We start from the raw sequence: 18,615 nt of genomic DNA on the forward strand, positions 1-18,615 counted from the left end.
ATTGATAAGATGAAGAAGATCCTGATCATCGAGGATGAGACGATCATTTCGTTCAGCTACCAGCTCCAGTTGGAGCGCATGGGCTTCGAGGTGATCGGTACGGCGCGAAGCTCGGAGGAAGCCGAGGAGCATATGCGGCGGGACCGGCCGGACCTGATCATCATGGACATCTACCTCAAGGGGCCCAAGACGGGGCTCGAACTGGCCCAGGAGATCCATGCGAAGGACCCGATCCCCATCCTGTTCCTCACCGCCAGCACCAAGGCCGATGTCATAGAGGCCATCCGTGGACTGAAGGACGCGCACTACCTGCCCAAGCCCATCAATTCGGACAACCTCGAGGACATGCTGCAGCGATTCGCGCGCGCCTGATGCCAGCCATGAAGGCCACCCCCGATCAATCGGACCGCCTCCACCGGTTCGCGCATGACCTGCGCAACCGGCTTGCAGCCATCCAGCAGGCGATCATGCAGCTGCACGAAGCGCCTGAAGCGGATCGCGGCGAGCTCATCCACTTCGCCGAGCAGCAGTACTTCAAGGCCATGCGCAGCACGGAAGAGCTGCTGGATGACTTTGGCATCGACCGCGTAATGTGCAGCCTGAAGCTCGGTCCCGTCGACCTGAGCGGCCTCGTTTCCGAGGCCATCGGGCGGCAGCGCCACCGGATCGAGCGGAAGGGCCAATCCATCCAGCTCGACATGGAGCCCGGCGTGCGTGTACTGGGCGACCCTCATTGGCTAGACCAGCTCGTGACCGCCCTCGTGAGCAATGCCTCGAAGTTCAGCGCGCACGGATCCCGCATCAGGGTATCGTTGCGGTGCGAGGCCGGGTCGGCCATCCTGAACGTGGAGGATGAAGGCATCGGCATGGATGCGGAGGACCTGGAGCAGGTCTTCACGCGCTATGCCTTGCTGAAAGGTCGGAGCACCGCCGGAGAGGCCCAGGGCCGTTCAACACTTGCCCGCGCCCAGCAATGGGCCGAGGCCCATGGCGGCAGCCTCAGGGCCTTCAGCAGCGGAACCGGACAGGGCAGCAGCTTCGCACTCAGCATCCCCCTTCTGCGCTGACCATCGGTCAAGCCGGACGGGTGATGCGCTTGGCCACTCGCTGGCCGCGGTGGTTTACGGCCACGTTGAATTCCACCTCATCATTCACGGTGAGATCCTCGAAGGCAAGACCCTCCAGGTCATCGTGCCTGAAGAAGAGGTTGTTGTCCGGGTACCGGATGAAGCCATACCCGTTCATCAGGCTCATGACGGTGCTGCGGTGGCGCTCATCATCGACCAGGGCCGCCGCGGGCCGCTCCCCCTCCCCTTCGTAGTCCCGGGACGGGTCGCGCATCACGAACATGTCGCGGACCACCTCATCATCCTCCTTCAGGCCCTCCTCGATGAGGTCATGCATGGGCAGCGGGTAGCTCACCTCATTCCACAGGTCCGTGCTGGTCCGGGTGGTCTGCTGCTCCCCTTGCTCATCGGTGAACTCGAAGTCCCACCCCATCAGCATGGTCTTGCAGCCGAGCGCGTGGAGCTTGCGCACCAAGGGTACGTGGTCACCGTCGCTGGCGATCAGCACGGCCACATCGAACCGTTTCAGCATGCACAGCTCATAGGTCTCCAGCGCCATGAGCACATCGATGCCCTTCTCACGCTTCCGACCGAGCAGGTCCTTCACGGGCAGGTAGTGGGTCTGGACCCCGTTGTACATCAGCACATCATCGAAGACACGGTCATAGTAGAGCTGGTTGGGCTTCTCGTTCGCATCGCGCGCGCTGAACCGGCCGCGGAAGAAGTGGGCATCGATGATGTGGCAGAGGCTCGGGCGCGTGCCTTCCCGCTCGGCCAGCGTGTGCTTGATGAAATCATGCACGCCGCCGATATGGAGACGCCGGCGGTGCGGATGCACATAGTTGTAGTAGTTGCTGACGTGGGTGAAGTAGCTACCGTCGTAGAACACCCCCACCTTGAGGGCTGCAGTGCCCTTGCTGCGATGATCCATAGTCGACACAGGTATTAGTGAAGGAGGCGAATGTAGGCCGACACTGACCCACCATGCAGCTAACTTGCGGTCCGTGCGGACCGTGCTCCTGATCATCCTCGCAGCCCTGCTCGGCCCGGTAGCCGAGTGCCAGCCCCTGGGGGCGGATGCCGCAGGCGCCATCACCTACAGCCGCAGCATCACCGCGCCGCTCAATGCCGTGCTCCTATTCGACCGGGCACATGAAGCCTGGACATGGACCTTCGGGAAGGAACCCGGGGCCAGGGCGCTGCGGACGGACCGGGACGGCGGGATGCTCGAGGGCGTGGCCCGGGTCAATTACCGTTCGGCCCATCTGAGCATGCGCGACGAGACGATGGGGACCATCCAGTACCGGGTCACCATCCATGTGAAGGCGGGCGAGTGCCGGATAACGGTCTCGGAGCTGACCCATTCCGGGAATCGGACAACGCCTCGGGGCGGTATCCATTTCGGCCTGCTGCTGCGAGGGGATGAACCGGCAGGCCGCGTCCGCGGGGTGGGTGCAAGCAACAGCCGCCGCATCTATGCGGAAGTGAAGGCTGTGGCGGACGCACGCATCTCCACGGTGCTCCAGGCCTTCGAGGCCCGCCTGAGGGCAAATACGCAGCCCTGAGCGCAACCCTGCGAGGCCATGGCCGTTCAAGGTCGCGCACATGCTCCGTTCCATCGCTCGAAAGTGGTCACGCTGGCCGGCGGCCGCCGCCTTGGTGGCGCTGCTGTTCATCGCCTACGGAATCAATCTGATGTCCCGCTCACGGGTGCTCCAGGCCAGCATCCAACGAGAGGTGATGCTGCTGGACGAACTCAGCCGCATGAACGACGAGCTGCACCGCGTCTCCCTGGTGCACCGGGTGGATATCTCCGCCCAGCAGCATCAATGGCCCCGGGAATCGGGCAAGCTGAGGCAGCTGGCCGCAGGGATCAGCGAGCGGTATGCGGGACTGCCGGGCATGGACCGCCTCCAGCAGGACCTGGGCCGAGTCATCCATCAAGCCGATTCGCTGCACGCCCTAGCGATGGCCAAAGGCGGCCATGTCTCCGACCCGAGGGCCTTGGAGGCCATCTTCCACATCATGATGCAGCGCGCCCAGAAGGTGATCGACGGAACCGCCCGCGAGGTGCACGAGAAAGGGCTGAGCAGCCACACGGCATCGCTCAACGACAGATGGAACGAGGCGCAGTTCCTACTGGTGACCGCCTGCCTGCTCGCCATCGTCCTGGCCTGGCTGGTGGCCATGCGCAGCGACCTGCTCCGCGAGAGCCGCCTGCGGAGCGAGCAGCTCGCCCAGGCCAAGTCCACCCTGGAACGCACCAATCGCGAGCTGCGCGAGACCATGCTCAGCAAGGAGGAGAAGGAGGTGATGATCAAGGAGATCCACCATCGCGTGAAGAATAACCTCCAGATCGTGAAGAGCCTGATCCGCTTCCAGATGGACCAGGTGAAGGACGCGCGGACGCTGGAGCTCTTCAATGAATGCGTGAACCGCGTGAGCGCCATGGCCCTGGTGCATGAGCAGACCTACCTGAGCAAGGACCTCGCGAACATCGACGTGGGCACCTACCTGGCGCAGCTTACGCGCGACCTCTGTCAAGCCTACGCCATTGACATCCGCCTCGAGCACGATATCCGCATCCAGGTGCCGACGCTTGGCGTGGATACGTTGATTCCCATGGGGCTCCTGATCAACGAGGTGATCTCCAACTCGCTCAAGTACGCCTTCAGGGGCCGCGATCGCGGCACCATCATCGTGCACATCGATGGCAGCGATGGCGGCCTCCACCTGCGCATCGGCGACGATGGCGTGGGCCTTCCCGACCGCAGCCGCTGGGAGCGTCCGAACAGCCTAGGCATGGACCTCATCCATACCCTCGCCGATCAGCTGGATACCACGGTGCACCTGATGCCCGGCCAGGGAACCGTCTATGAACTCCGGCCCAAGCAGTCGGCTCTTGCGCGCAAGAGAAGGGCCTGACCGGGCAACGGTCCATCCCACACCTGTCAAGGCCATGGATGGCTCTGCGGCCCCGCATACATTTGGCGCGGACCATCCAGCGCCTCACCATGAAACCAACCGCTCCCATTGCCCTATCCCTTGCCGTGATGAGCGCCTGCGGGTCACCAGAGCAACCCATGGCGGAGAAGATCGAGTACCCGGCGACGCGCCGGGATAGCGCAGCCGGCGACAGCCTGCATGGCACCTGGATCGCCGACCCCTACCGCTGGCTGGAGAACGACACCAGCGCCGAAACGGCTGAGTGGGTGAAGGCCCAGAACGCGGTTACCAACGCCTTCCTGGCCAAGATCCCCTTCCGTGACAGCCTCGCGAAACGCTACGAGGAGCTGTACAACTTCCCCAAGGTGGGTGGCCCCATGCGGGTGGGAGACCTCTTCTTCATCTGGAAGAACAGCGGACTGCAGAACCAGAGCGTGATCCATGTGCGCAAGGGCCTCGAGGGCGAGGACCGGGTATTCATCGACCCCAATCAACTTGACCCGGCCGGCACAACCACGTACAACCCCATGGGCCACAGCAAGGACAATCGCTACATGGCCGTAGGCGTCCAGAAGGCCGGCAGCGACTGGCAGGAGATCATGGTGTACGACCTCACCACCCTGCAGCCCACCACCGACCTGCTGAAGTGGAGCAAGTTCAGCGGGGCCTCGTGGTACAAGGACGGCTTCTTCTACAGCCGCTACCCCACCCCCGCCAAGGGCACCGAGCTGAGCGCCGCCAGCAAGTTCCAGAAGGTGTACTACCACAAGCTGGGCGATCCGCAGGAGAAGGACGTGCTCGTGTGGGAGAACACCCAGAACGGCGATCTCTACGTGGGCGTCGGCGTCACCGAGGGTGAAGAGTTCGCCACCCTGTACGTGAGCACCGGCACCGACGGCTACGAGATGCATTTCCACGACCTGCGGAGCGGTGGCATCCCCTCCCCGGCCACCACCTGGGTGCCCCTGCAGACCGGCTTCGACCACAAGACCAGTATCGTGGACTTCGTGCCCGGCACCGGCAAGTTCCTGGTGATGACCGAGGTGGACGCGCCCAACTACCGCCTGGTGGAGGTGGACCCGAAGAACCCCGCCAAGGAGAACTGGAAGGACATCATCCCTCAGGCCCCGGAACTGCTGCAGGGCGTGAGCACCGGCGGCGGACTGCTCTTCGCGGAATACCTGAAGGATGCCACCAGCCGCTTCTACCGCATGAAGCTCGATGGCACCGACAAGCAGGAGATCGCGCTGCCCGACATCGGAAGCGCGGGCGGCTTCGGCGGCAAGCGCGGCGACACGTTCAGCTTCTACAGCTTCACCAGCTTCACCGACCCCGGCAGCATCTACAAGTACGACTACGCCACCGGCAAGAGCGAGGTGTGGTTCCGTCCCGAGCTGAAGTTCGACCCAAGCGACTTCGTCACCGAGCAGGTGTTCTACACCAGCAAGGACGGCACAAAGGTGCCCATGTTCATCGTGCACAGGAAGGGCGTGGAGAAGAACGGCAAGAACCCCACGCTGCTCTATGCCTATGGTGGGTTCAATGTGAGCCTGACGCCTAGCTTCAGCACCAGCCGCATGCTGCTGCTGGAACAGGGCGGCGTGTTCGCGCTGGCCAACCTGCGCGGCGGTGGCGAGTACGGCGAGGACTGGCACAGGGCCGGCATGAAGGAGAAGAAGCAGAACGTGTTCGATGACTTCATCGCGGCGGCGGAATACCTGATCGCCGAGAAGTGGACCGACACCCCGCACCTGGGCATCAACGGTGGCAGCAACGGCGGTCTGCTCGTGGGCGCGGTGATGACGCAGCGTCCCGACCTGTTCGGCGTGTGCTTCCCCGAGGTGGGCGTGCTGGACATGCTCCGCTTCCAGAAGTTCACCGCCGGCTTCGGCTGGGTGCCCGAGTACGGCAATGCCGAGAACAGCCCGGAGGAGTTCGCCTACCTGAAGGCCTACAGCCCGCTGCACAACGTGAAGCCCGCGAAGTACCCGGCCACGATGGTGATGACCGCCGACCACGACGACCGCGTGGTGCCCGCGCACAGCTTCAAGTTCATCAGCGCGCTGCAGCCGGCCCAGCAGGGCGATGCACCGGTGCTGATCCGCGTGGAGACCCAGGCCGGCCACGGCGCTGGCAAGCCCACCAGCAAGATCATCGAGGAACAAGCGGATAAGTACGCCTTCTTCTTCAAGAGCGTGGGATTCACGCCATCCTTCTCCGGCGGATCGAAGCATTGATCCAATCGGCGCTTGCGGAACGCCCGTGCCACCGCTGGTCCGGGCGTTCTACTTTCACCCCATGGCCGACCATCATGTGTACGCGCTCGACCTGCTCTGGCGAGGCACCCACACCCGCTCTTACGAGAGCTACGCACGCGAACATGTGATCCGCATAGCCGGCAAGCCCGATCTGCGGGGCACAGCGGACCCGATGTTCCGCGGCGATGCCTCTTTGCACAACCCCGAGGACCTGCTGCTCACGGCGCTGAGCCAATGCCACCTGCTTACCTACTTGGCCCTCTGCGCGCGTGCCCGCATCAACGTGATCGGCTACCGCGATCGGGCCGAGGGCACGCTGGCACTCACACGGGATGGCGGCGGACATTTCACCGAGGCCGTGCTTCACCCACAGGTGGCGGTGGCCGAGGCATCGATGCTCGAAAAGGCACGCCACTTCCACGGCGAGGTCCACAAGTACTGTTTCATCGCGCGCAGCGTGAGATTCCCGGTGCGGTGCGAGGCGGTGGTACGCGCAGGGGATTGACCTCCGCTCAACGCAGCGGCTCACGGTAGAGCGTCCGCTTCTGGGTGGATCCGTGCGGCCGGTATACGTAGTAGGCATGCCCTCCATGCACTTGCACCTCCTCGGGATACGGGTGCAGCAGGCCCTGCTCCGGTCCCAAGGCCCCGGTGGACGGATCCACGCTGCGCAACGCCACCCAAGGGCCTCGCTGGAACACCGCGTAGATCCGCTCTTCAGCGGCATCCTGCAGCAGCAGGCGCCTGTAGGCCCGGTCGCCGAGATGGACCATTCCGACCTCGTCGACCGCCTCCCCTTCGGCCGTGAATCGCCTGATGCTGGCTCTGGCGTGGTCGAAGACATGGAGGGTGTCGCGCACCCTGAACAGCGGCGCATACGGAACCTTGAAGTAGAGTTGCTTGTGGAACCCGGTCATGAAGCCGGCGATCACCTCCCGATCGATGCCCAGTTCACGCTCAAGGTCCATGGCCACCACCTTGCTGCGCCCATCCATGTATTTGTACTGGCTGCGGAAGAGCTCCATCATGAAATCATCCTGCACAGAGCAGAGCAGCGCGGTTCGGCCGGCCTCGATCCGGTGCAGGTAATGATCGAACGCGGGAAAGGCCTCGCTCCGGTTATTGCCCACGAGGCTCCCGGCGATGCTGTCCGTCCACGGGAGCACCCGTTCACGCAGGGTTTCCACGCTGATGCGCTGGAGGGCCAGCTCCCCATCGATGAGCGCAGGCAGCCAGGATTCCTCGACTCCTTCAACGATCACGCGGCGGGCGTGGTCGCGAACCAGACGCCTGGCCGGGGCGGGCAGGTGAACGGAAGCCAACTCCCGGAAGGCTGCATCCAGCAGGATGAGCCGGGAGGAGAGCAGCACCTGTTCACCGGCATGTTCCTCACGGTGCCAGAGCCGGGGCTTGTCGTAAGCCAGCACCCACAAGCCCTGCTCGTTCACTGCGAATGCCCCTACGTGCAGGTCGGTACGCCGGTAGATCTCCTCCGGTGCCACCCGCGCCCTGACCTCGACCAGCCCAAGCTCCACCGGCTTCGGGGCGAGGGCGATGACAACCGGCGACCCACCGATCAAAGCCGTTTCGAACAACCGTCGCTCGGTGGAGAAACCCGTGTGGCTCACCACGAGGCAGGCCTTCTCCGCCAAGGGCAGCGGCAGGCTGAAACCAGCCCCGGCATCGCTTATGGCCAATGCCTTGGCACCCTCCCACCGCACATGGGCGCCCGCAAGCGGCCGCAGGGTGCCCGCCTCCACCACCCGGCCGGTGAGCACGGCTTGGCTCCAAGCGGCCGCCGGGGCCAGGAGCAGCACGAACGCCAAGGCAAGGATCGAAGGGTGCATGCGTTGCTTGCTGGTAAGATAACTTCGGACAGCCGATCGCATATGCCGCGGAACGAGGAGCGTGCGTTCCGCCCCAGGGAGCACCCCATTCAACCAGCCAACGATGGAGCGCACGCTACGCTACGACCACTACAAGGTGCTGGGAGTGCCGCGCGATGCCACCACGAGCGAGATCAAGCGCGCCTACCGTGAGCGCGTGAAGCGCTGGCATCCCGACCGAAATGATTCCGTGAAGGCCAGCGAGGTCTTCCATGCACTTCATGAGGCCTACGTCACCCTGCGTGACCAGGGCCTGCGATCGGCCTACGACGAGCGGTTGCGCCACTACCGCAGCGCCTGTGACCAGCCCAAGTCACCGGGCGCTGCGATGTGCAATGCGCCCACCGGCCGGCCTGCTTCCCCACCCTCCCGGTTCGATCGGCTCGCTTTCCGGGCGTTGCACCTCACCGGGCTCGTCTTCGGGGCTGGCGTTGTCGGTGGCGTGCTGCTCGGGATCGCTGCGCTGGACTGGCCGGCGCACATGGCCTTCTTCACGCTGCCGGGCCTCGCCATCCTTCCTGACAGCCTGCGCGGTCTGGTCTCAGGAACGAGAAAGGCCCCCTCACGGAGGCCCTCCTCAGGTAATCAGGCCTAGCCCTCAGCTTACCGGCACCATCCATCCGAAGGGATCATCGATCCTGCCCCGGCGGATATCGTCAAGCCGGTCGCCGATGCGGTTGGCCAACTCCCGGGTGGCGACATCGGGAAGCTCGAAGACCTCATCCCCGAAAGCGATGCTCTGGATGTGCGCGATGGTGGCGGCAGTGCCTGCCCCGAATGCGGACCGGAGCTTGCCACTCCGTGCGGCCTGCTGGATCTCCTCCACCGAGACCTTGCGCTCCTCCACCTTCACCCCCAGGTCATGGGCGATGCGGATCATGCTATCACGGGTGATGCCGCGCAGGATGGTGCCATCGAGCGCAGGCGTCACCAAGGTCCCATCCACATTGAAGAAGATGTTCATGGTACCGCTCTCCTCGATGTAGCGATGGGTGAGGCCATCTGTCCAGACCAACTGATGGAAACCTTGGTCCTGGCCAAGCTTGGCCGGGTACAGGCCCCCGGCATAATTGCCTCCGCACTTGGCCTCGCCCGTTCCGCCCGGGAAGGCCCTGCTGTAGGTCGTCTCCACCTTCACGCGAACGGGTTCGGTGTAATAAGCGCCCACGGGACAGGTGAAGATGATGAATCGGTAGCCCTCGCTGGGACGCACGCCGATGTAGGTGTCGCTGGCGTACATGAACGGCCTGATGTAGAGCGAAGCATCCGCCCCCCCCGGGATCCAATCACGGTCAATCCGCACCAGTTCCGTGAGCGCCTCCAGGAAGAGGTCCTCGGGGATGGCGGGCATGCACATGCGATGGGCGCTGCGATTCATCCGTGCGATGTTCGCCTGCGGCCTGAAGAGCGCCACTCCGCCATCGGCCTGGCGGTAGGCCTTAAGGCCTTCAAAGATGGTCTGGCTATAGTGCAGCACGAGCGTAGCTGGGCTCATGAGCATATCGGCGAAAGGCCTGATTACCGGGCGCCCCCATGCGCCATCGGCAAAGTCCATCACGAACATGTGGTCGCTGAAGACGCGGCCGAACTTGACGTTCGAAAGGTCGGTGGCCGGTAGCCTCGAATCACGGGTGCGCTCGATCGCTATCTTTTGGCCGGTGCTGATGCCTTCCATGTGCTTGCTGCGTAAGGAACAAATGTAGAATGACCGCAATCGTGACCGGCGCAATGTAACGGCCCGAGCGCAGCCGTGTTGTTAACAGATGTCAGCTGTCCTGCCTATTCGTTTCCGGCCCCATGACGTCCTTCAGCGCCATTGGGGCTATGCTGGATTCAGGCCGGCGCAGGAGTCCATCATCCGGTCCGTGCTCAGCGGGAATGACACGCTCGCGCTCCTGCCAACCGGCGGAGGCAAGAGCCTATGCTACCAGGTGCCCGCCTTGGCCATGGGCCGGCTATGCCTCGTCGTCTCCCCCTTGATCGCACTGATGAAGGACCAGGTGGAGGGGCTTCGCAGGCGCGGGGTGAATGCGCGGCAGATCTCATCCGGCATGCGCTGGGCCGAGATCGACAACACCTTGGAAGCCGCAGCCAATGGGAAGCTGGACTTCCTCTACGTTTCGCCCGAGCGCTTGGGGACCGAGGTCTTCAAGGCTCGGTTGAAGCGACTCCCCTTGGGGCTGATAGCGGTGGATGAGGCGCACTGCATCTCGCAATGGGGCTATGACTTCAGGCCCGCCTACCTGCAAGTGGCCGAGTTGCGCGAAGCGGTTCCAGGCGTGCCGGTGATCGCCCTTACAGCAACCGCCACGGCCGAGGTGGCGCGAGATATCATGGACCGGCTCGGCATCCCCCCCAGGAACCTGATCAGGGGCTCCTTCGCACGGCCTGAGCTGGTGCTCTGGGTGAGCCGTGGCGAGGACCGCATGGGCCGGCTCTTGCGCATCCTCGATCATGTGGAAGGCAGTTCCATCGTCTACATGCGCGACCGAAAGGGGACCGTGCGCATCGCACGGTTCCTGCAGCAGCAAGGGCATTCGGCCGTGGCGTACCACGCAGGGCTACCGCCCCGCGAGCGCGATGCAATCCAGCAGGATTGGACGGCCGGCGCCGTGCGCTGCGTGGTCGCCACCAATGCCTTCGGCATGGGCATCGACAAAGCCGACGTGCGCAGCGTGATTCACCTCGAACCGCCCCCTGACCTGGAGAGCTACTACCAGGAGGCGGGGCGGGGCGGGCGCGATGGGCGAACGGCTTATGCCTTTCTCCTCACGGGTCCTGGAGATGAGGACCGCGCATGGGAGCGGCTGCGCGGCAGCTACCCCACGCTGCCCGAGGTTCGCCGCACCTATCAGGCTGTCGCCGACCTGCACGGGATCGCATTGGGCTCTGGCCTCGGGGAATCATACGAAATCGACCTCACGGCTCTCGCAGCACGCACGAAACTCCGGCCTGCGGTGGTGCTGAACGCCCTGAAGGCGATCGAGCTGAGCGGATTGCTGGCGCTGAGCGACGGCGCTCACTCCCCTTCGCGGGTCTTGATGCGGGCTGCGCCGGCAGACGTCTATCGCCTCCGCTTGCAAGACGTTCGGCTGGGACCGCTGGTGGAGGCGCTGCTCCGACTGCATGGCGGCCTCTTCGAGGAGGCCGCGATCATCGATGAGGCGCGCATCGGGCGCCTCACCGGGATGGTACCGGAGCGCGTGGAGCGAGGCCTCGAAGAGCTCGAGCGGATGGGCATCCTCTCCTACAGGAAGCGCTCGGATGCGCCATCCGCCACCTTGCTCGCGCCGCGGCTGGATGCCGATCGGCTGACGCTCGACCCGCAAGCCCTCCGCCTCCGGCAGGAGCGTGCCGAGCAACGGCTGCAAGCGATGCTGGCCTATGTGCGCGGCAGCGAGGGGTGCCGGATGGTCAGGCTGCTCACCTATTTCGATGAGCCGTCCCCGCAGCCCTGCGGGCGCTGCGATGCGTGCGTAGCAGATACCCGCCGCCGCGGCCTCCGCAACGACGATCGCGCCGCCGAGCCATTGGCTGCCTACGATCGCGATGTCGAAGCCGAGCGGTACGACGAGGATGAGCGCAATGGCTTGCGACCATGAGCTCACGCCTGCCGCGGGCCTTCTTCCTGCGCGCCGATGTGGTGCGCATCGCCCAGGACCTGCTGGGCAAGGTGCTGGCAACGGAATTCCAAGGCGTGCGCACCAGCGGAATCATCATCGAGACGGAGGCCTATGCGGGTGCGACGGACCGTGCCTCCCATGCCTTCGGCAACCGGATTACAGAACGGACGAGAGCGATGTACCTCGAGGGCGGACACGCCTACGTCTACCTGTGCTATGGGATGCATCACCTGTTCAACGTGGTCACCCATCGTAGCGGTGTGCCGCACGCCGTCCTCATCAGAGCAGTGGCGCCATTCGAGGGCGTGGACCAGATGCAGCGGCGTAGGGGCGGGAGCCCCTTGCGCACCGGAGGGCCAGCATTGCTCACCACGGCCTTGGGCATCACCACCCGGCACACAGGACTCGACCTCTGCACCGGCCCCATCAGCCTAGAGGACCATGGCTTCCGCATCGCGCGCAAGGGAATCCAATCCAGTCCACGGGTGGGCGTTGATTACGCGGGGGAGGATGCCATGCTCCCCTACCGGTTCCGCATCCCACCTTCGCACCTCCAATCATGGAGGATTCCTTAGCGCAGAAGCGCATCATCTTCATGGGCACGCCCGAATTCGCGGTGGGCAGCCTCGATGCGCTGCTGCGTGCGGGCATCCGCGTATCAGCAGTGGTCACGGCACCCGACAGGCCGGCGGGCCGTGGCAGGCAATTACGAATGAGTGCGGTCAAGCGCTATGCGATCGAGCATGGCCTGCCGGTGCTCCAGCCGGAGAAGCTTCGCGACCCTGTCTTCTTGGAGGCTCTCGACGGCTATGCGGCGGACCTGTTCGTAGTGGTGGCCTTCCGGATGCTTCCGGCGGCGGTCTGGCAGCGGCCCAGGCTCGGAACGATCAACCTTCACGCCTCCCTGCTCCCTTCCTATCGCGGGGCTGCTCCCATCAATTGGGCCATCATCAACGGAGAGCGCATCACCGGCGCCACCACCTTCTTCATCCGCGAGGAGGTCGATACCGGTGACATCATCGACCAGGTGCAGGTGGAGATCGGGCCCGAGGAGAATGCCGGTCAACTGCATGACCGCCTGATGACGGCAGGAGCAGCATTGCTGGTGCGCACCATTCAGCACGTGCTCCGCGGAACGCACAGCAGCCGTCCCCAGACCGCCGGGACCTTGCCGCTGCCGACCGCACCCAAGCTCTCCTCCGAGGGCTGCCGCATTGATTGGACTGAAGCGGCCGCCAAGGTGCATGACCAGATCCGCGGACTTTCACCGCACCCTGGTGCATGGACACAGTTGCGGTTCGGCGATGGGAGGACCATCCACTTCAAAGTCCTGGCGGGGCGCCCGGCCGATGCAACCGTGCCGGTTCGCCCCCCCGGATCGGTCCACGCCCCGGAAGGCAGGCTACTGATCCATTGCCGCGACGGATGCCTTGAAGCCCTCGATGTTCAACCCGAGGGGAAGCGAAGGATGACCGCAGCGGAGTTCCTGCGCGGTGCCGGGCACCTGGAAGGTGCCTGCTGCCTTTGATCGGCCAGGAGCCAGCGTCATCCTCTCCCCCGTGGCTGTGCCCAACTCCCACGGCAGCATCGTGCAGCGGTGCATCTCCGGTGATTCGCGGCTCCAGCGTGCATCGACCTCACGACCCAGTCGCTGCGGGTGTCGCACCCCAATGCCCCTGCCCATCCCCACCATCCTGGACAGGGCCCTCCATAGGCATCCGCAGTGCGCACCGTGGGACTGGCCGGCTGCAACCGCGACATCCCAGCTGCATGGTCGCACTATGCGGCGCAGCACGATGCCGGGTGCGTGACTGACGGCGTGCCGACACCCCGACATGATTCTGTGCATGCGCAGCATGCCGATGCCAGGCTCAGAGGACGGGCCCCGTTTCCTTACCAGGAATCGGCCCAAGCCTTCATGCATCCGGACTCCGACGAGGCACGACCTCCGGAAACCCTTGCTGGGGGCGGCTTCCAGGAGCAGTTATGAACAAACCCCCTGTTTTTTCAACATTCATAGAGCGGACCGCCGGAAACCCTTGACAGACGCGGGTCTGCGGATACATTTGTCCGCGAGTTCTCAAACCACAACTCAAACACAAAACACCATGGGTCTGAACAAAGCTGAACTGATCGAGAGCATCGCGAACGAAGCGAAGATCTCCAAGGCCGATGCCAAGCGCGCGTTGGATGCCTTCGTGAACAACACCACCAAGGCCCTGAAGAAGGGCGAGCGCGTGGCCCTCGTGGGCTTCGGCACCTTCAGCATCTCCAAGCGCGCAGCTCGCAAGGGCCGCAACCCCCAAACGGGCAAGGAGATCAAGATCGCTGCCAAGAAGGTGGTTAAGTTCAAGGCCGGCGCCGACCTCTCCAACAAGGTGAAGTAAGCACCCCTTGCGATCCTCGGAAAGCCCCTCGCCTCGGCGGGGGGCTTTTCTTTGCGGCTCATCACTCAACCATGACCGACCAGCAGCTCTATGACCGGCTCTGCGCGTTCATCACCGACAACAAGCGGGCGCTCTTCGAACGCATCGCGCCGCTGCGCACACGCCATGTCACCTGCGTGCTCGAGGATATCTACCAGGCGCACAATGCCAGCGCGGTGGTGCGGACCTGTGACCTGCTCGGGGTCCAGGATCTTCACATCATCGAGAACAGGAACAAGTACACCGTGAACCCGGACGTGACGCTTGGTTCATCGAAGTGGGTGGATATGCACCGGTGGCGCGGCCAAGACGACAACACCGCCCGCTGCATCGCCCATCTGAAGGCACTTGGATACGCCGTCGTCACCACATCGCCGCACGCGGACCATGTCACTCCTCACACCATACCGCTGGACCGGCCGCTCGCCTTCTGCTTCGGCACGGAACTCACCGGGGCCAGCGATGCCCTGATCGCGCAATCGGACCTCACGCTACGCATCCCCATGTACGGTTTCACGGAGAGCTACAACATCTCCGTGTCGGCCGCCATCACCCTGTACACGGTGATGGAACGCCTCCGCACATCAGCCATCGATTGGCGTTTGAGCGAGGTTGAGCTTGCCCGCCTCAAGCTCTCCTGGGCGCGCAAAGTGGTACATAGCGCCGCCCACCTGGAGGAGCGCATAAAGGCGGAAGGAGCAGCAGGCTGACGGCCTCGCCTCCCGGGGGAACGGGCCCTTTTCGACACATGCGGGTTGACAATGGGCAAGCCTAAGGCCGAGAGGTAGGCGGCGGCCCGGTAGCTTCGCGGCACATCAACAACTCATCCGACCATGGGTAAAGGCGACAAGAAGACCAAGAAGGGCAAGCGCCGCCTAGGCAGCGCAGGCAAGACCCGCCCCAGCAAGCGCAATGCGCTGCGTGCGGCGCGCAAGGCCGCCGGCAAGAAAGCGGCGCCCAAGAAGGCAGCCGCCAAGAAGGCCGCGCCCAAGAAGGCAGCTGCCAAGAAGGCCGCGCCCAAGAAGGCAGCCAAGAAGGACTGACCGGGCCATCGCCCATGAAGCCAAGGCCCCTGGCGACAGGGGCCTTCTTCATTCAAGTGACTCAGGGCTGCAGCCTCACGCGCAGCCATTCGCCTGTGCTGAGCTGCTCGAAGGCGATCCGGTCATGCAGGCGGTTGGGCCTGCCCTGCCAGAACTCGATCCGCACGGGCCGCACCCGGTATCCGCCCCAATGCAAAGGCCTGGGCACCTCGGCATCCTTGAACCGTTCCGCCCACCGACCGTAGCGATCCTCCAAGGATTGGCGATCGGGCACCGGACGGCTCTGGTCGCTGCTCCAGGCGCCGATCTTGCTATCGCGGGGGCGTGATGCGAAATAGGCATCGCTCTCCCCGGGGCCAACCGGTTCGGCACGGCCCTCGATGCGGACCTGCCGCTCCTGCTGGGGCCAGAAGAAGGAGAGCGCGGCGCGCGGGTCGCGCTCAAGGTCCATCGCTTTCCGGCTATTGTGGTTGGTGTAGAAGACGAAGCCGCGCGCGTCGAACGAACGGAGCAGCACCACACGGCAGCTGATGGTCAGTGATCCCATCGTGGCGAGCGTCATGGCATGATGCTCAGGCACGCCGTCCGCCTCGGCATCATCCATCCAGCGCGCGAAGAGCGCGATGGGGTCCATGCCCGCCGCCTCCTCCGTGAGCGATGCGCGGCCGTACTCGATCCTATGGTGCAAGTGCCTTTCCTGGCTCATGAGTGGAACTTCGAGCGCGCAAGTTATCCGCCGGAACGCCGCCCTCATCGGTAAATGCCCCTTGCCACAGCAACCAATGGGCTGCTACCTTCAGCACCGCATGCCAGACCTGCTCGACTTCCAGCCGGAGAATCGCCACCAGCCAGCGCGCGGCAGGCTGCTGGTGAGCGAGCCTTACCTGCCGGACCCTTACTTCCGCAGGACCGTGGTACTGCTATGCGACCACAGTGCGGAAGGCTCATTCGGCTTCGTGCTGAACCGGCGGATGGACCTGACGGTGAACGACCTCATGCAGGACCTGCCGCCTATCGCCTCGCAGGTGGGCATCGGCGGGCCCGTGCAGAGCGGGGAACTCTACTACCTGCACACCTTGGGGGCGCACATACCCGGTAGCGTAGAGGTGGTCGATGGGGTTCACATGGGTGGCGACTACGAGCAGCTGCGGTCCGTCCTGGCCACCGACCCGCGGCTTTCCCGGCACGTGCGCTTCTTCGTGGGCTACAGCGGCTGGGGCCCGGACCAGCTGAGGAAGGAACTGGATGACCGCTCATGGCTGGTCGCCCCGGCCAGCAAACGGAGCGTGATGTCGCCGGCCGTGGATGAGCTCTGGCGGAACACGCTCCGCTCCATGGGGCGGGCGTTCGCCCCGCTCGCAGATTTCCCCGAGGACCCCTCGCTCAACTGAGCGTCGATGATACGATCAGCCCGGTGAGCATTCCCGAGAGCTTGTGCGCGTAGCGCTTCGTGCGGTAGCCACCCACCCATCGAATGCCTTGGATGGCATTGGTGAAGAACAGCTCATCAGCAGCGAGCAGGTTCTGCGGATTCAGGGAGCACTCGTACACCTTCACACCATTGGCCAGCGCCAGGTTGATGACCTGGGCGCGCATCACGCCACCGATGCAGCCATCGGTGAGCGAGGGGGTGTAGAGCACCCCGTTGCTGACGATGAAGAGGTTGCCCGCACTGCTTTCGATGATGTTGCCACGGTCGTTCTGCAGGAGGCAGTCATCGAGGCCACGGGCCCTGGCCCACAGCGCCGCCATGATATAGTACTGGCAGTTGAGGGTCTTGTGCCTCGAAAGCTCATTCACCGGTTTCCGTATCTCCGGCCAGATGTCGACCTGCAGACCGGTGGGGTTGAGCACATGGTGCGGATCGGGCAGCGCATTCAGTTCGATGGCGTACCGGCCGGCGTCCTGCTCCGGCCTGTAGTAGCCGCCCCCGCCGCGGTAGAGGGTGAACCGCGCTCGGCCGCTGCTGATGCCCGAACGCTCGACCACCGCAGCAATGGCTTCACCGAAACGCTGGCGGTCGAATCCGTCAGGGAGCGTTATGCGCAGCAGCTCGGCACCCGTGGTGAGGCGGGCCCAATGCGCATCCAGGAAGCAGGCCCTGCCGCCCACCACACGGATGCTCTCGAAGAGGCCATCGCCGAAATGGAAGGCGCGATTGTCCAGCCGCAGTACCGGCTCATCCGCCGGGAACAGCGTGCCATTGTGGTCTACCCAAGCGCTCATCGGGTGCGAAGTTCGTTCTTCAGGGCGAGCCGCAAAGACCCGTTGGGCTCCATCAGCACCCCGCGCACACCGGCACCGGCAGCGGCCTCCATGTCACGCTCGCGGTCGCCCACCATGAGTGAGTCCTGCGGGTCGATGCCATGGCGGGCGATGGCGCGCTCCAGCAGGAGGGACCCGGGCTTCCTGCAAAGGCAGCGGCCCTTGGAGGGATGGTGCGGGCAGAACAGGATATCCGCAAGGAACACGCCCTCCGCCGCCAGATGGGCCACGAGGTGGTCGTGCACGACGTTCACCTCTGAGATGCCGTACAGACCCAGGCCGACCCCGCTTTGATTGGTGATGACCACCAGGAGGTAGCCCTGCGCTGCCGCCTGCCGCAGCACATCCGCCACATCCGGCAGCACCTCGAAATCCTCCAGCCTCCAGGTATGCTGACCGCGCTCGCGGTTGAGCACGCCATCGCGATCAAGGAAGAGGGCACGGCAGGAACCCCGTTCGCTCATGGTAGGACCTGATTGAAGAACCAAGGCACCAAAGCCGGCTCCACGACGATCATGAAGGCCACACCGAAGAGGGCGCCATAGAAGTGCGCATCGTGCGCCACGTTGTCGTCGGCTCGCTTATCCATGTACCATGAGTAGGCGAGGTACAGGAGACCGAAGGCCCAGGCCGGTAACTCCATCGGGAGCAAGAACAAGGCGATTCGATTGGTGGGGGTCATCAGGATGTAGGCGAAGAGCACCGCGGAGACCGCACCGCTCGCTCCAACGGCCCTATAGTTCGGATCGCGGAGATGCCGCCCATAGGCGGGCAGCGAGGAGAACAGGATGCCGCCCGCGTAGAGCGCCGCGAACGGCAGGGCCGGAGGCGCAGCCGTGAGTTGGGCAAGCCTCGGCTCCAGGTCATGGCCGAACATGAAGAGCACGAGCATGTTCACCAGGAGGTGCGGGCCATTGGCGTGGATGAAAGCGTGGGTGAGGAATCGGTGCCACTGGCCGCGTGCCTTGATGACGAAGGGCTCGAATAACAGATCGTTGAAGAGCCGGGAATCAGCGAAAGCGGCCAAGGACAGGGCCACCGACAGGACAATCGCCGTAAGGGTGACAGGGCTCAGGATGAAAAGCGTCTCCAGCACGGCGA

At 64.3% G+C, this 18,615-nt stretch carries 20 protein-coding genes and 1 pseudogene; 14 read left to right on the forward strand and 7 right to left on the reverse strand.

The window, feature by feature from the left end; genetic code table 11:
• The first annotated feature begins 9 nt into the window (after positions 1 to 9).
• Positions 10 to 372 (forward strand): response regulator, encoded by a 363-nt coding sequence (locus QY325_05075; GenBank protein ID WKZ67297.1) that lies wholly within the window; start codon positions 10 to 12, stop codon positions 370 to 372.
• A complete protein-coding gene (locus QY325_05080) occupies positions 372 to 1,067 on the forward strand; it encodes a HAMP domain-containing sensor histidine kinase (protein ID WKZ67298.1) in 696 nt (231 codons plus the stop codon). Before QY325_05075 ends, QY325_05080 begins: the two co-directional genes overlap by 1 nt.
• 7 nt (positions 1,068 to 1,074) lie before the next feature.
• On the opposite strand, the gene QY325_05085 is transcribed toward QY325_05080, so the two are convergent.
• A complete protein-coding gene (locus QY325_05085; GenBank protein WKZ67299.1) occupies positions 1,075 to 1,998 on the reverse strand; it encodes an NYN domain-containing protein in 924 nt (307 codons plus the stop codon).
• A gap of 73 nt (positions 1,999 to 2,071) precedes the next feature.
• On the opposite strand from QY325_05085, the gene QY325_05090 reads away from it, so the two are divergent.
• The 4 genes from QY325_05090 (at position 2,072) to QY325_05105 (ending at position 6,776) form a co-directional block, all read left to right on the forward strand.
• Positions 2,072 to 2,632: a hypothetical protein gene (locus tag QY325_05090; protein WKZ67300.1), complete on the forward strand. Its 561-nt coding sequence runs from the start codon at positions 2,072 to 2,074 to the stop codon at positions 2,630 to 2,632.
• A gap of 40 nt (positions 2,633 to 2,672) precedes the next feature.
• On the forward strand, positions 2,673 to 3,992 hold the full coding sequence (locus QY325_05095) for a sensor histidine kinase (GenBank protein ID WKZ67301.1): 1,320 nt from the start codon (positions 2,673 to 2,675) through the stop codon (positions 3,990 to 3,992).
• Positions 3,993 to 4,150: 158 nt separating this feature from the next.
• Positions 4,151 to 6,250, forward strand: a complete 2,100-nt coding sequence (locus tag QY325_05100) for a prolyl oligopeptidase family serine peptidase (protein WKZ67302.1) — start codon at positions 4,151 to 4,153, stop codon at positions 6,248 to 6,250.
• A 61-nt stretch (positions 6,251 to 6,311) separates the two neighbouring features.
• A complete protein-coding gene (locus tag QY325_05105; protein WKZ67303.1) occupies positions 6,312 to 6,776 on the forward strand; it encodes an OsmC family protein in 465 nt (154 codons plus the stop codon).
• Positions 6,777 to 6,783: 7 nt separating this feature from the next.
• Here the strand turns inward: QY325_05105 and QY325_05110 are convergent, their stop codons facing one another.
• Complete coding sequence (locus QY325_05110; GenBank protein WKZ67304.1) at positions 6,784 to 8,118, reverse strand: hypothetical protein; 1,335 nt, start codon at positions 8,116 to 8,118, stop codon at positions 6,784 to 6,786.
• Positions 8,119 to 8,221: 103 nt separating this feature from the next.
• Here QY325_05110 and QY325_05115 point away from each other — a divergent pair, with 103 nt between their 5' ends.
• Positions 8,222 to 8,752: a J domain-containing protein gene (locus QY325_05115; GenBank protein ID WKZ67305.1), complete on the forward strand. Its 531-nt coding sequence runs from the start codon at positions 8,222 to 8,224 to the stop codon at positions 8,750 to 8,752.
• Between the two features lie 3 nt (positions 8,753 to 8,755).
• Here QY325_05115 and QY325_05120 read toward each other — a convergent pair whose 3' ends face one another.
• Positions 8,756 to 9,832, reverse strand: a complete 1,077-nt coding sequence (locus QY325_05120; GenBank protein ID WKZ67306.1) for a branched-chain amino acid aminotransferase — start codon at positions 9,830 to 9,832, stop codon at positions 8,756 to 8,758.
• Between the two features lie 88 nt (positions 9,833 to 9,920).
• On the opposite strand from QY325_05120, the gene QY325_05125 reads away from it, so the two are divergent.
• From QY325_05125 to QY325_05150, 6 genes and pseudogenes are all read left to right on the forward strand, one after another.
• Positions 9,921 to 11,759, forward strand: coding sequence for an ATP-dependent DNA helicase RecQ (locus QY325_05125; protein WKZ67307.1), 1,839 nt, complete (start codon positions 9,921 to 9,923; stop codon positions 11,757 to 11,759).
• A complete protein-coding gene (locus QY325_05130) occupies positions 11,756 to 12,355 on the forward strand; it encodes a DNA-3-methyladenine glycosylase (GenBank protein WKZ67308.1) in 600 nt (199 codons plus the stop codon). Before QY325_05125 ends, QY325_05130 begins: the two co-directional genes overlap by 4 nt.
• Positions 12,340 to 13,308, forward strand: a complete 969-nt coding sequence (gene fmt / locus QY325_05135; GenBank protein ID WKZ67309.1) for a methionyl-tRNA formyltransferase — start codon at positions 12,340 to 12,342, stop codon at positions 13,306 to 13,308. The genes QY325_05130 and fmt overlap by 16 nt, the downstream gene beginning before the upstream one ends.
• 538 nt (positions 13,309 to 13,846) lie before the next feature.
• On the forward strand, positions 13,847 to 14,167 hold the full coding sequence (locus tag QY325_05140; protein ID WKZ67955.1) for an HU family DNA-binding protein: 321 nt from the start codon (positions 13,847 to 13,849) through the stop codon (positions 14,165 to 14,167).
• 71 nt (positions 14,168 to 14,238) lie between these two features.
• Positions 14,239 to 14,916, forward strand: coding sequence for an RNA methyltransferase (locus tag QY325_05145; protein WKZ67310.1), 678 nt, complete (start codon positions 14,239 to 14,241; stop codon positions 14,914 to 14,916).
• A gap of 123 nt (positions 14,917 to 15,039) precedes the next feature.
• A pseudogene (locus QY325_05150) lies at positions 15,040 to 15,120 on the forward strand (30S ribosomal protein THX).
• Between the two features lie 190 nt (positions 15,121 to 15,310).
• Here the strand turns inward: QY325_05150 and pdxH are convergent.
• On the reverse strand, positions 15,311 to 15,955 hold the full coding sequence (gene pdxH, locus QY325_05155; protein ID WKZ67311.1) for a pyridoxamine 5'-phosphate oxidase: 645 nt from the start codon (positions 15,953 to 15,955) through the stop codon (positions 15,311 to 15,313).
• Between the two features lie 100 nt (positions 15,956 to 16,055).
• On the opposite strand from pdxH, the gene QY325_05160 reads away from it, so the two are divergent.
• Positions 16,056 to 16,640 (forward strand): YqgE/AlgH family protein, encoded by a 585-nt coding sequence (locus QY325_05160; protein WKZ67312.1) that lies wholly within the window; start codon positions 16,056 to 16,058, stop codon positions 16,638 to 16,640.
• Here the strand turns inward: QY325_05160 and QY325_05165 are convergent.
• The 3 genes from QY325_05165 to QY325_05175 are packed head-to-tail and all read right to left on the reverse strand — an operon-like array spanning position 16,633 to position 18,610.
• Positions 16,633 to 17,475 carry an aminotransferase class IV gene (locus QY325_05165; protein ID WKZ67313.1) on the reverse strand — a complete coding sequence of 281 codons (843 nt, stop codon included), beginning with the start codon at positions 17,473 to 17,475 and terminating at the stop codon, positions 16,633 to 16,635. The two genes, QY325_05160 and QY325_05165, sit on opposite strands and share 8 nt — an antisense overlap.
• Entirely contained in the window at positions 17,472 to 17,978 is a 507-nt protein-coding gene (locus QY325_05170) for an HAD family hydrolase (GenBank protein WKZ67314.1), read from the reverse strand. The genes QY325_05165 and QY325_05170 overlap by 4 nt, the downstream gene beginning before the upstream one ends.
• Positions 17,975 to 18,610 carry a rhomboid family intramembrane serine protease gene (locus QY325_05175; protein ID WKZ67315.1) on the reverse strand — a complete coding sequence of 212 codons (636 nt, stop codon included), beginning with the start codon at positions 18,608 to 18,610 and terminating at the stop codon, positions 17,975 to 17,977. The genes QY325_05170 and QY325_05175 overlap by 4 nt, the downstream gene beginning before the upstream one ends.
• Positions 18,611 to 18,615: the final 5 nt, after the last annotated feature.

The sequence above is a fragment of the Flavobacteriales bacterium genome (assembly GCA_030584065.1).
GTDB lineage: Bacteria > Bacteroidota > Bacteroidia > Flavobacteriales_F > PHOS-HE28 > PHOS-HE28.

What these genes read in the sequence shown, in the direction of transcription:
- QY325_05125 (WKZ67307.1), top strand. Translation starts at nt 9,921, where the DNA reads ATGTCAGCTGTCCTGCCTATTCGTTTCCGGCCCCATGACGTCCTTCAG.
- QY325_05115 (WKZ67305.1), top strand. Translation starts at nt 8,222, where the DNA reads ATGGAGCGCACGCTACGCTACGACCACTACAAGGTGCTGGGAGTGCCG.
- QY325_05085 (WKZ67299.1), bottom strand. Translation starts at nt 1,998, where the DNA reads ATGGATCATCGCAGCAAGGGCACTGCAGCCCTCAAGGTGGGGGTGTTC.
- pdxH (WKZ67311.1), bottom strand. Translation starts at nt 15,955, where the DNA reads ATGAGCCAGGAAAGGCACTTGCACCATAGGATCGAGTACGGCCGCGCA.
- fmt (WKZ67309.1), top strand. Translation starts at nt 12,340, where the DNA reads ATGGAGGATTCCTTAGCGCAGAAGCGCATCATCTTCATGGGCACGCCC.
- QY325_05120 (WKZ67306.1), bottom strand. Translation starts at nt 9,832, where the DNA reads ATGGAAGGCATCAGCACCGGCCAAAAGATAGCGATCGAGCGCACCCGT.
- QY325_05170 (WKZ67314.1), bottom strand. Translation starts at nt 17,978, where the DNA reads ATGAGCGAACGGGGTTCCTGCCGTGCCCTCTTCCTTGATCGCGATGGC.
- QY325_05100 (WKZ67302.1), top strand. Translation starts at nt 4,151, where the DNA reads ATGGCGGAGAAGATCGAGTACCCGGCGACGCGCCGGGATAGCGCAGCC.
- QY325_05075 (WKZ67297.1), top strand. Translation starts at nt 10, where the DNA reads ATGAAGAAGATCCTGATCATCGAGGATGAGACGATCATTTCGTTCAGC.
- QY325_05160 (WKZ67312.1), top strand. Translation starts at nt 16,056, where the DNA reads ATGCCAGACCTGCTCGACTTCCAGCCGGAGAATCGCCACCAGCCAGCG.
- QY325_05110 (WKZ67304.1), bottom strand. Translation starts at nt 8,118, where the DNA reads ATGCACCCTTCGATCCTTGCCTTGGCGTTCGTGCTGCTCCTGGCCCCG.
- QY325_05130 (WKZ67308.1), top strand. Translation starts at nt 11,756, where the DNA reads ATGAGCTCACGCCTGCCGCGGGCCTTCTTCCTGCGCGCCGATGTGGTG.
- QY325_05165 (WKZ67313.1), bottom strand. Translation starts at nt 17,475, where the DNA reads ATGAGCGCTTGGGTAGACCACAATGGCACGCTGTTCCCGGCGGATGAG.
- QY325_05145 (WKZ67310.1), top strand. Translation starts at nt 14,239, where the DNA reads ATGACCGACCAGCAGCTCTATGACCGGCTCTGCGCGTTCATCACCGAC.
- QY325_05080 (WKZ67298.1), top strand. Translation starts at nt 372, where the DNA reads ATGCCAGCCATGAAGGCCACCCCCGATCAATCGGACCGCCTCCACCGG.
- QY325_05105 (WKZ67303.1), top strand. Translation starts at nt 6,312, where the DNA reads ATGGCCGACCATCATGTGTACGCGCTCGACCTGCTCTGGCGAGGCACC.
- QY325_05095 (WKZ67301.1), top strand. Translation starts at nt 2,673, where the DNA reads ATGCTCCGTTCCATCGCTCGAAAGTGGTCACGCTGGCCGGCGGCCGCC.